The following is a 16,929-nucleotide window of genomic DNA, read 5'->3' on the forward strand; positions in this document are numbered from 1 at the left end:
GGTCAAAATTATGTAATTTACATTCAATTATATTGTAATTAGGGTATTTTCGTAAGACAAAAAACGGTGAATATGGGAAAGATTCTGGCCTTTGCAGGCAGTAATTCGTCAACTTCCATCAACTTTCAGCTGGTAAAGAAAACTGTTGAAGGGATTTCGGGCCATTCAGTAGGCTTACTTGAAATGCACAATTTCGATATTCCCATTTATAGTGAAGACCTGGAAAAACAAGATGGGTTTCCGGAAAAGCTCCTGGAGCTTAAAGATAAGATCCGGGCAGCGGACGGCCTGGTCATCTCGGTTAATGAACACAACGGTAACCCTTCCGCTTTTTTTAAAAATATACTGGACTGGCTTTCGAGAACGGAACGCAAGTTTTTAGAAGACCGCAGCATTTTTTTGATGTCCACCTCAGGGGGCAAACGCGGGGCGCAGTCTTCCTGCGAACAGGTCAGTCAGATGCTGCAGCGCTTCGGGGCTATTATTACCGGGCCTTTCTCCCTTCCTTCCTATTATGAGAATTTTGACCCTGAAAAGGGTATAACCGATGCGAGTTTGAACCAAAAACACAAAGAATACCTGCAATCCTTTTTATCTGGCTTATAAATGGATCGCATTAGCCAGGCCTATGCTGTAGAAGACCTTCCGGGATTTAAGCAAAAGCTGCTTTTCTGGTCTGCAGGCTATAAAGTAGCACTATGGCTGGATAGCAATGAACACCCGGATCCGCTGGGCCGTTTTGAAGGCATGCTCGCTGCCGGAGTAAAAAGCGAGCTAAAATCTTCTGCTGAAGGCGGGTTTGAAAAATTAAGTACATACAGACTTACTTGTAAAGACTGGATCTTCGGGCTGTTGGGATATGATCTGAAAAACGACCTGGAAAACCTACATTCCGCTCGCCCGGACCGCCTGGAATTTCCGGATCTCTATTTTTTTCAGCCCTTGAAAATGGTTGAGTTAAACCATGGCAAGGCTATTTTTCATTACTGCCCGGAGGTAGCGGGGGAAATAGAGGCTGATTTTAAGGCCATTTCGGAGCAGGAAACGGAATCCGCAACTACTAACGGGCATCCCCCGCGAATTCAGATGGGGATTTACAAGGATGAGTATTTGCAAAAAGTTAATCGCTTATTAAGTCATATTTATAGGGGAGATATCTATGAGATAAATTTTTGCCAGGAATTTTACGCTCAGGACGCCCGGCTGAACCCATATCTGCTGTTTTCGTCCCTAAACCAGAAAAGCCGTGCTCCGTTTTCGGCCATGTTTCGCTTAGAGAATAAATTTGTTATCTGTGCTTCCCCGGAGCGCTATTTATGCCGTCGGGCACAGGAACTCTTTTCGCAGCCCATGAAAGGTACTGCGCCAAGGGACACCGACGCTAAAACGGACCACATCCTGGCTACCCGGCTTGCTGAGGATGGGAAAGAACGGGCGGAAAATATCATGATAGCAGACCTGGTGCGCAATGATCTTTCCAAAAATGCGCTCAGGGGAAGTGTAAAAGTACAGCGCTTATGTGAGGTAAAAACCTACGCCCAGGTACACCAGATGATCACCACTATAATGGCAAGGACCACGCCACAGCAGGATTCCGTGGAATTGCTGCGAGATAGTTTTCCTATGGGTAGCATGACGGGGGCTCCAAAAATTGCCGCCATGCAGCTTATAGAGAATAACGAAGCATTTAGAAGGGGGGCATATAGCGGGAGTATAGGATATTTCAGTCCGCAAGGGGACTTTGACTTTAATGTAGTTATCCGGACAATACTGTACGACAGAGCGCGTCAGGTTTTGAGCTTTGCGGTGGGCAGCGCTATAACGGCGCGTTCCCTACCGATGCAGGAATATCAGGAATGCCTGTTAAAGGCAAAAGCGATGCGGGAAGTGCTGGAAGGGGCCTGATCTTAAGTATTTTATATGGAAGAACAATTTTTTAGTTGGGCCGGAACGCAGATTTATGGCTATTGGTCAGTCCCGGGGAGACCAAAGGGTACCGTTCTGCTGGTTCACGGTTTTGGTGAACACAGTGGGCGTTACCGGGAAGAGGTTGTCCCATTCCTCTGTGAGCAGGGGTTGGCGGTATTTGCATTTGATCTGGTGGGACATGGAAAGTCGGATGGAAAAAGAGGACATTGCCAGGGGTACGGACAATTGATGGACCTGCTGTCTGAGGCAGTTACAGAAACTCAAAACCGCTTTCCCGGATTGCCCTTATTCCTGTATGGGCATAGTATGGGAGGAAACTTGGTTTTAAATTTCACATTGCGTCATGGTGGACCCCAAAAAGGTATTATTGCCAGCAGCCCCTATTTGAAATTGGCATTTAAGCCTCCTTCCTGGAAATTGTTTTTCGGCAGGATGTTGCAAAAAATAGCTCCCGCTGTGACCATTCCATCGGGCCTGGACCCTGCAGGCATTTCAAGGGATGCGGAGGAGGTGCGCCGCTATCAATCGGATCCGCTGGTACACGACAGGGTAAGCCCCGCCTATTCCTTTCCGGTAATCGAGGCCGGAGAAGCTATACTTGAAAAAGCCGGGGAAATAGGCATCCCGGTTTTGGTGCTGCATGGAGATGCAGACCCCATTATAGATGTTGAGGGCAGTGTCACCTTTGCTAAAAAAGCTCCCAATAGTCAGTTGGTGCTTTTCCCGGGAGCTTTTCATGAATTGCATCACGAAAGGGAGCGGAAAGCTTTCTTCAGGGAAATAGGGAAATGGCTGCATTCTTTTTTAGAATAAACAAGCTAATCACAGCATTTGGCTGACGCCTGCAGTTATTAATTTGTAGCTACCTTTGCCATATGTGGGAAGCCTTCGACCATCATATCCGGACAGAATTCCCGGAACTTCTTGAAAAGCGATTCCTGATCGCGTGCAGCGGCGGGAAGGACAGTGTGGCGCTCACACATCTTTGCCACCGGTCAGGGCTTGACTTTGCCCTGGCGCATTGTAATTTTCAACTTAGGGGAAAGGAGAGTGATCTGGATGAGGCGCTGGTGCAGCAACTCGGAAAGTCTTTAAAGATAAAAGTTTATGTAAAACGCTTTGATACAGTTGGTTATATAAATAAAAATAAACTAAATGTTCAGCTTGCTGCACGCAAATTAAGATATAGTTGGTTCGAAAAACTGCAGCGCGAAAAAGAGTTTTCCTACGTGCTTACTGCCCACCATGCCCTGGATGCATTGGAAACTTTTATAATCAACCTGAGCAGGGGCAGCGGCCTCGAAGGCCTTACCGGCATTCCCGATCGAAACCAAAGCCTGCGCCGGCCATTGCTCATTTTTGACCAGGAGCAGATTGCTGCCTTTGCAAAGAGCGAAAAACTGCTATGGCGGGAAGATCAGTCCAATGCAGAGGACAACTACCTCAGAAACCGCATACGACATTATATTGTTCCGGAATTGCTAAAGCTGGAAGGGAATTTCATGCTGGGTTTTAAGAAAACACTGCGCCATTTAAACGGCAGTCAGGCCCTTGTTAAAGAGCACATAGATAAACTGCGATCAGAAATACTCCGGGAAGAAAACGGCCTTTATCATATTTCCGTAGAGCGCTTAAAGGCCCTTCGGCCTTTGGAACCATATCTTTTTGAGCTGCTTAAGGATTTCGGTTTTACCGATTGGAAGGCTGTATCTCAGTTGCTGAATGCCCAAAGCGGGAAAATGCTGCATTCTTCCTCACATACGCTGCTTAAGGGCAAAGGGGAGCTGATAATCCGGGAAAAGGCCCTTGTCAAAAAATCAAAAGAGTATTCCGTCGATACAGAAAAGGCTTCATTTGAAGGCCCGCTATGTTTTGATATCAGTACACAGCTTAGCATGGGGGAAACGGCCCCGGAAATACTATATGCTGATAAAGAAACGTTAAAGCAGGTACTGACCCTGAGAAAATGGCGGAAAGGGGATTATTTTTATCCCCTGGGGATGAAGGGTAAAAAGAGCATTTCCAAGTATTTCAGGGATAATGGGTTAAGTCTTTTTGAAAAGGAAGATCAATGGCTGTTGTGCAATGGAGACGAGGTGGTCTGGATTGTTGGCCGAAGGGCAGACGAACGGTTTAAAGTGACCGAAAAAACAAAAGAAATTCTAAGAATTCAATGGAAGAACTAAGGCTGAAAAATTTTCTGATCTGTATTTTGATACTGTTGGGACTCCCCTTACGGCTTGCGGCCCAGTTCGATGTGGATCCGGTTAGCTGGAGCCAGCAGTTGGAGCAAACCAGTGACAGTACATTTACCTTGTTCCTTGAAGCAGAAATTGAACCTGACTGGCATTTGTATTCACAGTTCACCGCGGAAGGAGGGGCCCTGCCCACCGAGTTTACGTTTATAAACGATGGAGCGGATTATGAAAGAATGGGACCGGTTAAGGAGAGTGAGACCCACACAGCGTACAGCGACATTTTTGAGGTGGATGAAACTTTTTTTAAAGGAAAGGCAATCTTTTCTCAAGAGATTCGCCTCCTGGATCCTTTGATAAATCAGGTGCGGGTCGAGGTTTTCTATCAGGTTTGCAAGGAGGTTTGCATCAGTGCGGAGCGTTCCTTTACGTTTATGCTCGATGGTTCTGAGGCCCCTGAAATACTGGTTGAAATCGATGCTGCTTCCAGGGCTAAAGGGGAAGCCCTGACCATTGCACTTGCAAAACCGGAGAGGCTCTATTCCGGAGAAGCCGGAGAGGAACCGGAAAAACAAAGTTTATGGCTGATTTTCGGCCTCGGGTTTATAGGGGGGTTCATCGCTTTGCTTACCCCTTGTGTCTTTCCCATGATCCCTCTGACGGTATCCTTTTTTACCAAAAGGAGCGACAATAAAACAGGAGGGGTAGCCGCAGCCCTCTTTTACGGCTTTTGCATTGTTTTGATTTATGTGCTCTTAAGCCTGCCTTTCCATTTGTTTGATACGGTAGATTCGCAGCTATTGAATACCATAGCCACCAATATCTGGCTGAACCTTTTTTTCTTTCTTGTCTTTGTGTTTTTTGCCTTCTCCTTTTTCGGTTATTACGAAATTACCCTGCCGGCCTCCTGGGCAAACAAGGTAGATGCCGCTTCGGGTAAAATTGGCGGGGGTATCGGGATATTCTTTATGGCCCTGACCCTGGCTATAGTATCCTTCTCCTGTACGGGGCCTATTCTGGGAGGGTTATTGGGCAGTACGGCCCTGGCTGAGGGAGAGGTAGCAACCAATCTGAGTGTGGGAATGACCGGTTTTGGCCTGGCCCTTGCACTGCCCTTTGCCCTTTTTGCACTCTTTCCTTCCTGGCTAAACAAACTGCCGAGTTCCGGACAGTGGATGGAAACCGTAAAAGTGGTTCTTGGATTCCTAGAACTGGGCTTAGCCTTTAAATTCTTATCCAATGCAGATTTGGTCGGGAACTGGGGCTTATTGAAAAGGGAAGTGTTTTTGGGGATCTGGATCTTACTGGCCCTGGGGCTTGCCGCCTACCTGCTGGGCTTCTTTGGAAAAAAAGGGGGTATAAAACCTCGCCTGTCCTTCTGGAGGCTGGGCGGAGTTGTGCTTAGCCTTTTATTTGCCGGCTATTTGGCCTATGGTCTGTTTTATAAGGCTCCCCTAAAGTGGGTTAGTGGTTTTCCGCCGCCAGACTTCTACAGCCTTGCTGAAAATAATTCCGATTGTCCGCTGGGGCTGGATTGTTTCAAGGATTTCGAAAAGGGCCTGCAGCACGCACAGGAGGTTCAAAAGCCCATCCTCCTTGATTTTACAGGCTGGGCCTGTGTTAATTGCCGAAGGATGGAGGAAACGGTATGGAGTGACCCTGAGGTTTTCAGCCTGATTGATGAAGACTTTGTTTTAATTTCCCTGTATGTGGATGATCGTACCCGCTTACCGGAAGCAGAACAATTTCAATTTCAGTATGACAGCGGCCGAACCAAACAAATTGAAACGATTGGGGATAAGTGGGCAACTTTTCAGAATGTGAATTTTAAAGCGGTTTCCCAGCCCTTTTATGTGCAATTATCCCCGGACCTGGAAGTACTGAATCCGGCCATACAGAATTCGGATGTTGCCACTTACCGGAATTGGCTAGCCTCAGGTCTGCAAACCTACGAGGCCGGTAAGAACAATACAGTCTTTTCTCCCGGAATCAAGCTGAATCCCTGATATATAATTTTAATGGGGAAAGGCATGGAAACTTTTGCCGTATAGACGCTCTTTTACATTTAAACGATTAACAAAGCGGAATTTTTTTAATTCTGAACAAAGCCTTTATCTTTAGAACACTTTAAATACGGGCTTTTGGGAAGATTAAAAAAAATATTACGAATACTGCTGATCCTCTTGTTATTATTGGTGGCAGCGGGCTTTCTTGCTATGCAGCACCTCAAACCGGAATACGAGGGAGAGGTAAGCATGCCGGGGCTGGGAAAAGAGGTTTCCGTTTATTTTGATTCTTTCGGCATCCCCCATATTTACGGCGAGAGCGAGACTGATGCCTTCAGGGCTTTAGGTTATGTGCACGCCCAGGATCGGCTCTGGCAAATGGAGTTGCTCAGACGGGTTGCCAAAGGCCGTCTCTCGGAAGTTTTCGGCCAGCAGACCCTTGAAGCAGACCGGTTTTTTCTCAATCTGGGAATCGACGAGGCCACAAATAATACCCTTAAAAAAATAGATAGATCTGCCCCTGCTTTTGAGCTGATACAGGCCTATCTGGACGGAGTAAATCATTTTATTGAAGAAGGCCCCACCCCGATTGAATTCTATCTGACCGGGATCGATAAAGAAGTTTTTGAACTGGAGGACGTGTTTAATGCTGTCGGATACATGGCTTTTAGCTTTGCAATGGCGCATAAAACGGATCCGTTACTAACGCATTTAAGGACATCTCTGGGAAAAGATTACCTTCAGGAATTATTGGGGGACGGCCCTTCAGGAACCACCCTTATCCGTAATTTCGATGAACGGGAACAGCCTGCTATGGCCTTTTCTTTGTCCTCCGAAACCCAGCGGATCTTATCCACATTACCCCTTCCTGCCTTTGAGGGAAGTAATTCATGGGTGATTGCTCCCCAAAAAACCAAAAATAATTCGGTAATCCTGGCAAACGATCCGCATATTGGTTTTGCACAGCCCTCTGTCTGGTACGAAGCCCATGTAGTGACTCCGGGTTATGAGAAATATGGCTATCACATGGCAGGAATCCCCTTTCCGATGCTGGGGCACGACCGAAAACTGGCTTACGGGCTCACCATGTTTGAAAATGACGACATTGATTTCTTTACGGAAATAATACACCCGCAGGACAGCAATCGCTATCGCTCCGGGGAACAGTGGCGCCCTTTTGAAGAAGTACATAAGAAAATTGCGGTTAAGGATGCCGATACGGTTTCCTTTACTTACAAAACAACGAGTCGCGGTCCCGTAGTGAATGATATATCAGAACAAATGAAAGATATGCCACCGGTAAGTATGTCCTGGGTGTATACGCAAGGGGAGAACCGGGTCATGGATGCGCTGTATGGAATCAGCCACTCCAAAGGGGTGTCAGACTTTGAATCTGCGGTCAGGGACATTCATGCTCCTGGCCTAAATGTCATGTACGGAGACAGGTATGGAAATGTAGCCTGGTGGGCAGCAGCCCGGCTTTACCGTTTTCCGGATAGTATTTCCACGAAAATGCTGATTCCTTCGGATGTATCTTCCGCTATTCAGGCAGTGCCTTTCGAAGAAAACCCCAGGGCGATCAACCCGCCATGGGGCTACGTCTATTCTGCCAACAATCAGCCAGACAGCACTGCTGCGGGTTTTATACCGGGTTACTATCTTCCCGAAAACCGGGCCAAAAGAATTGTCAATCTGCTCGAAACGCGTGATGACTGGGACAGGGAAGGGGTAAAGCAGATGATTACGGACAACACTTCCCCCGTCAACACTCAGATAATTGCAGACCTGGCCAGGGAAATAAAAGTGGCGGAACTATCCGAAGCGGAGATCGAATGTTTGGATATCTTAAACTCCTGGAAGGGAGACTATCCCCTGAACAGCAATGAAGCTGTGGTATTTCACCGCTGGGTCTATTATTTTGCGGAGGCAAGCCTCTCTGATGAGATGGGACCTGAGGCTTTTCAGGCACTCTTAAGTACGCATCTATTTAAAAGGTTGCTCGCCCCCCTGGCGGCCAGAGGGCCATCTTTATGGTGGGACGACGTTCGCACACAGGAGCGCATTGAGACAAAATCCGAACTGGTGATCAGCTCCTTTAAAAAAGCTAGGAATTCAGTCGACAGGGACTTTGGGCCGGATTCGTCAAAATGGAACTGGGGCAGGGTTCATACCCTGGAACACCCGCACCCTATTGGGCAAATAGCTGCATTGCGCTCTTTCTTCAATGTGGGCCCTTTCCCTGTGGAAGGCTCCAGGGAGGTAATCAACAATATGGCATTTCCATACGATTCAACCGGTTATTACAAAGTGAATTCAGGCCCGTCTACCCGCAGGGTCATTGATTTTTCGGACATTGAACAAAGCGTCAGTATCCTCCCTACAGGTCAGTCGGGCAACCCGTTCAGCCCACATTACAGTGATCAGGCCGAACTCTATAACCGTGGGGAATTCCGGAAAATGTTGATGAACGGAGAGGAAATAAAGACAATTTCTAAATCATTACTTATATTTAGGCCAACCGCTGATTAAACAAACTACTTTCAATTTACAGAAAGCTCCCCAGTTTACCGGCATTGATTAAAAGCCCGCTGATGAAGCGTACTATAATTATTTTCCTTTTTTTACTCCTTGGCATATTCAGGCTTCAATCCCAGCAGGACACACTAAAAATTTCACTTGTAATTGAGGGAGAGCAGTTTGGCCAGATAGCTGAACGCATACGGGATTTAAGTGGAACAGAGGTTTACTTCGCAACTACCTGGTTTGAGGACCGACAATTTAACGGGGTTTTTCAGGATCTTCCTGTGGCGAAAATCCTGGAGGAACTCCTAAAAGACCTACCCATTAATTATTTTCAATACGATGCTAAAACCATTGTCCTGACACGGAATAACCGGATTTATCAGGACCTGCCAGATGGATTTTTTGGAGACCAACCCACGGCTTCCCAAGAGGACTCTTTGGCATACAGGCGTGAGAACGTTAACCAAATCCCGGTTTTTATAAATCAGGAAATGCTGCCCGATACGGCCGAAGTGGAAACCCTGCGTATTGGCACGCAGGTGGCTGGGGACCTGCGCTCCCGGTACCAAATCTCGGGTTATATCCGGGAACAAACTTCCGGGCAGCCTGTATCCGACGTTTCCATTCGTATTACCAACCGCGGGCTGGGTACAGTCTCAGACGAAAATGGGTATTTCGAATTAATGCTTCCCCCGGGAATCAATGAACTGGAAACCCGCTTTATTGGGATGAAACCAATCCGTAAACGTCTTTTGGTTTTTAATGACGGCAAGCTGGACCTTGCCGTAGAAGAAGGCGTTCAGCAATTGGAGGAAGTTGTTGTTGAAGCAGACCGAAAGCGGAATGTGGAAGCGGTGACAGCCGGGACAGATATTATCGATTCTGAAGAAAGCAAGAACATTCCTTTGGTACTTGGAGAACGTAACCTTCTGGAAATAGCCACGGCCCTGCCAGGCATTTCTAGGGCAGGGGAAGGAGCCACAGGCATTAATGTGCGTGGCGGAAGAACGGATCAGAACATGTTCCTGCTTAATGACGCCCTGGTATACAATCCAACCCACTTTTTTGGCATTTTCCAGGCACTGAATCCCTTTGTGACCGAAAGCGTGGAAATCTACAAAGGGGCCATCCCGGTAACCTTCGGGGGGCGACTCTCTTCTGTCTTCGATATACGGACCACAGATGGGGATACCAAAGAATTCCGGGGAGAAGGGTCTGTAGGGCCGGTCACTGCCAATCTCGCCTTTGAAATCCCGCTAAAACAAGATAAATCCTCCCTGGTCATCGGGGGGAGAGGAGCCTATTCCGACTGGGTGCTTCGGGCCCTGGAAGATGAAAACCTGAACAACAGCCAGGCCTCGTTTTATGACTTCATCGGGACTTATACCGATCGCATTGATGATAAAAACCGATTGAAGGCAACCGCCTATTACAGTAAGGATCGGTTCAGTATTACCTCGGATTCCCTGTTTGGATATTCCAACCGGGCCGTATCCTTGGGCTGGGACAGGGTTCTTTCCAATAATAATACGCTGGCGCTGCGGCTTACCAACAGCAGGTATGCCTTTGATATTGAATACGACTCTGGGGGGAATACCGATTTTAACCTCGGATACGCGGTGGAAGAGACTGAATTTAAAGGCTGGATGCGTAACCGGATAAACCCTGCCCATAACCTTACCTATGGCCTGGCAGCAAAATATTATTGGGTAAACCCGGGGGATCTGGAACCCAGGGGATCCGGATCGGATATATCAGACCTTTCAATCCCAAGGGAACAAGCCCTTGAGGGGGCGCTATATATTTCAGATGAGATTACTTTATCTGAAAAATTCAGTGTAATTGCCGGGCTGCGCTGGGCCTTTTTTGCCGCCCTGGGACCTTCTGAACAAAGGGAATATGCTGAAGGACAGCCCAGAAATGAAAGTACGCTAACGGGTAGTACTCCTTATGACAGTGGCTCCTTTATTGAAACCTATGGAGGCCCTGAAGCTCGTATTTCCGCTCGCTTCCTGCTTAGCCCCAGTCTTTCCCTGAGAGCCGGATTCAATAATATGTATCAGTTTATCCATACGCTTTCCAATACCACTACCGTATCTCCCATAGATACCTGGAAACTGAGTGACGCTAATATTCGCCCGCAAACATCACAACAAGTCAGCCTGGGGATTTTTAAAAACCTGAATGAACAGATGTTTGAATTAAGCCTGGAGGGTTTTTATAAGCTTTCACAGGATGTGCTGGACTTTAAAACAGGGGCCCAGGTTCTGCTGAACCCGGCCATTGAGCAGGAAGTTATTCAGGGAGATGGAAAGGCCTACGGGGTGGAGTTCCTGATCCGAAAAAATCGCGGAAAGCTAAACGGGTGGCTGGGCTATACCTATTCGCGCTCCCTGATACGATTTGACAGCCCCTTCCCGGAGGAACGGGTTAATAATGGCGAATTCTTTCCTGCCAACTACGATAAACCGCATGACTTGAGCCTGGTGGCCAACTATAAATTTACCAGGCGATACAGCGCTTCTTTGAATTTTTCCTATCAGACCGGCCGGCCGGTGACTTATCCGATCGGACAATACAATTTCAACAATGCCGAATATGTTTTTTACAGTAACCGCAATGAATTTCGTATCCCGGATTACATAAGGCTGGATTTGGGGATCAATATTGAGGGGAACCATAAACTTGAGAAACTTGCCCATAGCTTCTGGACTATTTCGGTCTATAATGTATTGGGAAGGACCAATCCTTATTCGGTGTTCTTTGTAACCGAAGACGGGCAGGTGAAAGCGTTGCAAAGTTCAATATTTGCCATTCCCATTCCATCCATAACCTATAATTTTAAGTTTTAAGATGCCAGGAATGAAAAAATATATAAGGATCCTGTTAATATCAATTTTCCTGCTCCATGCCTGCATAGACCCCTTTCCCATTGAACAAAATGGATTTGAAGACGTGCTCGTGGTAGAGGCTACCCTTACGGATGAAGAAAAAGTACAACAGATCCGCCTGAGCCGTACATATCCATTTGATTCGGTAGCCCCTGTAGCGGAAAGCGGGGCTTCTGTAAGTGTCCGGGCAGCGAGCGGGCAGGCCTTTTCCTTTCAGGAAACGGAACCCGGGCTTTACCGTTCCTCCCAGGCTTTTGCCGTGCTTCCGGATACGGAATACAGCCTGGAAATAAACAGTAGTAACGGGACCACCTATTTATCGGAGCCGGAACTACTGCCAGGGAGGGCCAACATCGACCAACTGTATGCCATCAGGCAAAACAACGAAAATGGGACGGAAGGGGTTTTTATCTACCTGGATGGCTCTGTAACCAGCGGTAATGCTGATTACTTTCGATATGAATACGAAGAAACCTATAAGATCATTGCACCTGAATGGAGCCCGGAGGAATTCCTTCTGACGGACTACGATCCCTGTGCATTGCCGGAAATAACCTATAGCCTCGAGATTGTCCCCAGATCAGAAGAGCAGCAGGTATGCTATAATACGGTGGCCTCCAACTCGGTCATACTAAATGATGGCAACAGCCTTTCCGGGGGTGCCTTCGAGGGCTTACCGGTTCGCTTCCTCGGAGCCACGGATTTTATGATCCGACACCGGTACAGTATTTTGGTAAAGCAATACGTGCAGCAGCCGGAAGCTTTTTCATATTATCAGGCACTCAGCGATTTTTCTTCCTCGGAGAGTATTTTTAATAGTACCCAACCTGGCTTTTTAAACGGAAATATCCGCGTTGACGGTGATCCGGATGCAAAGGTTATTGGTTATTTTGAACTTGCCACGGTAAGTGAAGAGCGGTTGTTTTTTAATTTTGAAGACATTTTCCCGGATTTACCGATTCCGCCATACATACAAAATTGCACCGTGTCTTCAGCACCTGATGATCATATTTCCTATTGTGCTCCCGGACCTACAGGACCCAATCCCTGTCCTCGATCGGTAGTGGAAAGCGTGGACCAGGGTTTGATCTCCTATGTTGGGCCCAATTCCGAGAATTTGGGAACCTGCCCCGGAACCTATGCATATGTACCTAAGCCTTGTGGAGATTGCCGGGAACTGGGCAGTAACATAATACCAGAATTTTGGATAGAATGATACCAGAACGTCTTTTAAAATGGACCATACTTATCGCCATCGGGATTGGGCTTCAGGCCCATTCGGTTGATGCCCAGGTACGTATATCAAACATAGACGAACTCCAGGTATTGAAGCAGACACCTTTAGAAACGCTTTATGTTCACCCCTCGGCCACCCTATTATTTCCGGGGGAATATCTGTACTACAGCCTGTACTGCATTAATACCCAAACCTATAAATTGAGTAATATAAGTGAAATAGCTTATGTCCAAATACTAAATGAAGCCAACGAAATTCTGATCAGTCAAAAGGTGTTTCTCAGGTCCGGTAGGGGACAGGGAGATATTTTTCTAGGTACCAATCTTCCCTCCGGGAATTATAAACTGGTGGCATTCACACATTGGATGAAAAATGCCGGTGCCCGCCAGTTTTTTATGCAGAACATCAGTTTTATAAATCCGTATACCTCCAAGCAGGGGGGTATTTTATCAACTGCTGATTCGGTGCGGGCAGATTCGATTGCCAGGATAAAAAGCGGGCAACCACTCGTTTCGGATTCAGGAAGTTCTGATTTGGCCATTATGCTCGAAAAGTCAGAATACAGCACGGAAGAAGAAGTTGTGGTAAGCATCCGCAATTTTAAGGGAAAACTGGGACACGGAAGCTATTCCTTGCTGATCCGCAAACAGGATGAGCTGCCGCATCCGGCTCCCATCAGGACCACGCGCTTTGCAGAATCCTATCCCTCTTTAAAAAAAGAAATACCCCAAAGTGTAAATAGTATTGTATCCATCCCGGAACAACGGGGAGAATTAATAAGCGGGAGGGTATTGAACAAAACGGGGGAACCGCAGGCAGGTCTGGGTCTCGCAATTTCGCTGCCGGGCAAGGATTTTCAGATAAAAACAGCTCAAACGGACAGCGAAGGGAAGTTTTATACCTACCTAATTAAACCTTTTAATGGAAATCAGATTATTGTGGATGTCCTGAACCCAGTAACGGATGATTACCGAATTGAATTGGATAAGCCGTCTCAATGGGATCCGGACCTTGACAATTTTTTTCAATTGCAAATTGGACCTCAGATGGCTGAAAGGATTCGTAAACGTTCGGTACACAACCAAATTGAAAACAGTTATTTTGAACTTAAGCCCGATTCCATATTAATGCCACCTCCAGTGGACCCCTTTGACGGGGAACAACCTGAAACGTATGATCTGGACGACTATACCCGATTCTCGAGCTTGAGGGAAACACTGATAGAAATCATAGCCCATGTAGACCTGAAACGTACTGAATCCGGCGATACCAGCTTCTGGGTCCAACCTCCGCAGGAATATGGAAACCAACAAGTCCCTACTGACCCTCCCCTGGTTACCCTGGACGGGGTTTTGATTCAGGACCTTCCTTCACTGCTCAACTTTGACGCCCGGCAACTCAAGTATGTACGTGTACTCCGCGACCCTTATGTGATGGGCTCTTCCAAATTTCAGGGAATGGTGGCCCTTGAAACAATCAGCGGTGATTTTGCTGCGAATTACAACCCAAAAGCCGGAGGGGCTTTTGCATACGACCCTCCCAGACCTTTTAAAAATTATTTCAGGCATGCCTATGCTAAACTTCCAGGGCATATACCGGATTACAGGACCGTACTGTTATGGGTGCCCAAACTGGAAATAAGCCAACCGGAGCAATCCTTCACCTTTAAAACTTCCGGGGTTCCGGGCACATATGAAATCCGCCTGGAAGGGTTTACTGCTTTCGGAAAGCCAATAAGTTTAATGCACAGGGTAGTGGTGAAATAGGGAGTTAACAAAAAAAACACGGCCCGAGATGATCGGGCCGCTTCGTTCTGAGGGCTTTGCAGAATTAATCTTCAGTAGCCAGCTGCACGGCTATACCGTTTGCATCGAAATAATCAGAGGCACTGACCATCTTACCATCCTCATTGAAAGATATCAGGTTATAAAATTTAACGCCTACGTCTTTGCCACTCTCGGTATGGGTAGCTTTCCAGGTGCCGTAGACCCTGATAATATTCGGGCTGTTGCTGGCACTTTCCATCGGGTAAACAGAACCCGACCAGAACCCGGCCGCGGTTGTATCTGCCGTAACGATACCCTCTTCAAACTGGATATTGTCAAACGCATCGTGGTAATTTTTTAAGGCAGCAAGCAAGTCTTCTTTTCCGAGCCACTGATTTCCATTGTAAGAAGGTGGGCTCCATACAAGGCTGTCAGCCAGCATCTCGGAGATGGCTGCCAAATCTTCATCGCAATGGGCTTTTATGAAAGCCCTGGTCCATTCAACCTTTTTTTGAAAGGCCTCATAATCAGGAGACAGAGAAGATTCGGTCATTTGGGTTTCTGCAGTCATCTCAGGATTAACTTCCCGACAGTTTAAAAAACCAATCAGAACAAGGGCTAAAAGCCCGTAGTGTACTTTTTTCATGTGTTTATAATTTAGGTCGTTAATTACGTAAGCTATTAGAGATAAGCTATTTAGTGTATTTATTTCCGACAGCCAATGATACAGGTCATCACATGGCCAAATAGTCTTTCCCCTGATTGAATACTGCAGGCCACAAAACGATACTGCATAAAAAATCAGAGATGCTGGCCAAAGTATACGGCAGTGCCATTATAGGTATACATGCCGTTCCTGTCACTATTGAAGTTAACATTGATTCCGGAATCGGATATCACCTGGTAGGCTTACCGGATAATGCCATAAAGGAAAGTAATTTCCGTATCGCAGCTGCCTTACTGAATAATGGATACCGCATTCCCGGAAAGAAGATAACCATCAACATGGCTCCTGCAGATTTGCGGAAAGAAGGGGCGGCTTATGATCTATGCCTGGCATTGGGTATCCTGATCGCTTCCGGTCAGTTGGAGGTGCCCCTGATTCATGAGTATATGGTGATGGGAGAACTATCTTTGGACGGAGCCCTTCAACCCATACGCGGGGCTCTGCCCATGGCACTTAAAGCCAGGGAGCAGGGTTATAAAGCGTTGATTTTACCAAAAAAGAATGCGGTGGAGGCTTCTGTAGTTTCAGGGATCAGGGTTTACGGAATCGAACATTTATCTCAGCTCATAGCCTTTTTTAAAGGCGAAGAAACCCTGGAAGCGATGCCGCCGGTATCCCTGGAACCCCATAGTAAGGAAGAGCAGTATAGTCCCGATTTCAGTGAGGTCCGCGGGCAGCAAACCATAAAAAGATGTATGGAGATTGCAGCAGCCGGAGGACATAATATTATCCTCATCGGACCGCCCGGTTCTGGAAAAACAATGCTTGCAAAAAGGCTGCCCGGAATCTTGCCCCCTATGAGCCCAACAGAAGTACTGGAAACCACAAAGATTCATTCGGTGGTGGGCGGGAACAAAAACAGTGGGCTGGTGTTGCAGCGACCCTTTCGAAGCCCTCATCACACTATTTCAGATGTAGCCCTGGTAGGAGGGGGGAGTTATCCGCAACCGGGAGAGATCTCCCTGGCCCATAATGGAGTACTATTCCTGGATGAGCTCCCGGAGTTTAAGCGGAATGTGCTGGAAGTTATGCGACAGCCGCTGGAAGACCGGGAAGTGACTATTTCCCGTGCCCGCTTTACCATAACCTACCCCAGTAGTTTTATGCTGGTAGCCAGCATGAATCCAAGCCCGGGAGGGTATTTCAATGACGGACAACAAAACCTTCAGCATACCGCCTCTGAAATGCAGCGTTACCTGAACCGTATTTCCGGGCCCTTACTGGACCGCATCGATATCCATATGGAGGTAAGCCCTGTACCTTTTGAAGAATTGAGTTCAAAGGGTAAAGGTGAAAGCAGTAAGGACATTCGGCAACGGGTGATAAGAGCCAGGAAATTACAGGAAATCCGTTTTACAAAGGAATTGGGCACTCATTGCAATGCCCAGATGGATGTACGGCAAATCCGCACATATTGTCCTCTGGATAAAAGGGGGAAAGCCCTCCTGGGAGCGGCAATGAAGCAACTGAAGCTATCAGCCAGGGCTTATGACCGCATCATTAAAGTAGCCAGGAGCATTGCAGATCTGGAATCGCAGCGGGAAATAGCAGAGAAACACCTGGCGGAGGCCATTCAGTATCGCTCCCTTGACCGGGAGGGGTGGTTGGGGTAGGTTTTCAAGAGACCACCATGTGTTAGAGTATCAGAGGTTTTA

At 47.2% G+C, this 16,929-nt stretch carries 11 protein-coding genes; 10 read left to right on the forward strand and 1 reads right to left on the reverse strand.

Annotated elements, in window-relative coordinates:
* The first annotated feature begins 72 nt into the window (after positions 1–72).
* The 9 genes from ACT6NV_RS13145 (at position 73) to ACT6NV_RS13185 (ending at position 14,547) form a co-directional block, all read left to right on the forward strand.
* On the forward strand, positions 73–606 hold the full coding sequence (locus tag ACT6NV_RS13145) for an NADPH-dependent FMN reductase (protein ID WP_445384900.1): 534 nt from the start codon (positions 73–75) through the stop codon (positions 604–606).
* Entirely contained in the window at positions 607–1,905 is a 1,299-nt protein-coding gene (locus ACT6NV_RS13150; RefSeq protein WP_445384901.1) for an anthranilate synthase component I family protein, read from the forward strand. It begins immediately after the preceding gene.
* Between the two features lie 15 nt (positions 1,906–1,920).
* Positions 1,921–2,742 (forward strand): alpha/beta hydrolase, encoded by an 822-nt coding sequence (locus ACT6NV_RS13155; protein WP_445384902.1) that lies wholly within the window; start codon positions 1,921–1,923, stop codon positions 2,740–2,742.
* Between the two features lie 62 nt (positions 2,743–2,804).
* On the forward strand, positions 2,805–4,115 hold the full coding sequence (gene tilS, locus ACT6NV_RS13160; protein ID WP_445384903.1) for a tRNA lysidine(34) synthetase TilS: 1,311 nt from the start codon (positions 2,805–2,807) through the stop codon (positions 4,113–4,115).
* Positions 4,103–6,130: a cytochrome c biogenesis protein CcdA gene (locus ACT6NV_RS13165; RefSeq protein ID WP_445384904.1), complete on the forward strand. Its 2,028-nt coding sequence runs from the start codon at positions 4,103–4,105 to the stop codon at positions 6,128–6,130. Before tilS ends, ACT6NV_RS13165 begins: the two co-directional genes overlap by 13 nt.
* Positions 6,131–6,265: 135 nt before the next feature.
* Positions 6,266–8,659 (forward strand): penicillin acylase family protein, encoded by a 2,394-nt coding sequence (locus ACT6NV_RS13170; RefSeq protein WP_445384905.1) that lies wholly within the window; start codon positions 6,266–6,268, stop codon positions 8,657–8,659.
* A gap of 62 nt (positions 8,660–8,721) precedes the next feature.
* Complete coding sequence (locus ACT6NV_RS13175) at positions 8,722–11,505, forward strand: TonB-dependent receptor (protein WP_445384906.1); 2,784 nt, start codon at positions 8,722–8,724, stop codon at positions 11,503–11,505.
* 10 nt (positions 11,506–11,515) lie between these two features.
* Positions 11,516–12,760 (forward strand): DUF4249 domain-containing protein, encoded by a 1,245-nt coding sequence (locus ACT6NV_RS13180; protein WP_445384907.1) that lies wholly within the window; start codon positions 11,516–11,518, stop codon positions 12,758–12,760.
* Positions 12,757–14,547, forward strand: a complete 1,791-nt coding sequence (locus tag ACT6NV_RS13185; RefSeq protein WP_445384908.1) for a hypothetical protein — start codon at positions 12,757–12,759, stop codon at positions 14,545–14,547. Before ACT6NV_RS13180 ends, ACT6NV_RS13185 begins: the two co-directional genes overlap by 4 nt.
* Positions 14,548–14,611: 64 nt before the next feature.
* On the opposite strand, the gene ACT6NV_RS13190 is transcribed toward ACT6NV_RS13185, so the two are convergent.
* Positions 14,612–15,193 (reverse strand): nuclear transport factor 2 family protein, encoded by a 582-nt coding sequence (locus ACT6NV_RS13190; RefSeq protein ID WP_445384909.1) that lies wholly within the window; start codon positions 15,191–15,193, stop codon positions 14,612–14,614.
* Positions 15,194–15,354: 161 nt separating this feature from the next.
* Between ACT6NV_RS13190 and ACT6NV_RS13195 the strand changes: the two genes are divergently transcribed.
* Entirely contained in the window at positions 15,355–16,887 is a 1,533-nt protein-coding gene (locus ACT6NV_RS13195) for a YifB family Mg chelatase-like AAA ATPase (protein ID WP_445384910.1), read from the forward strand.
* Positions 16,888–16,929: the final 42 nt, after the last annotated feature.

The sequence above is a fragment of the Robiginitalea insularis genome (assembly GCF_052497835.1).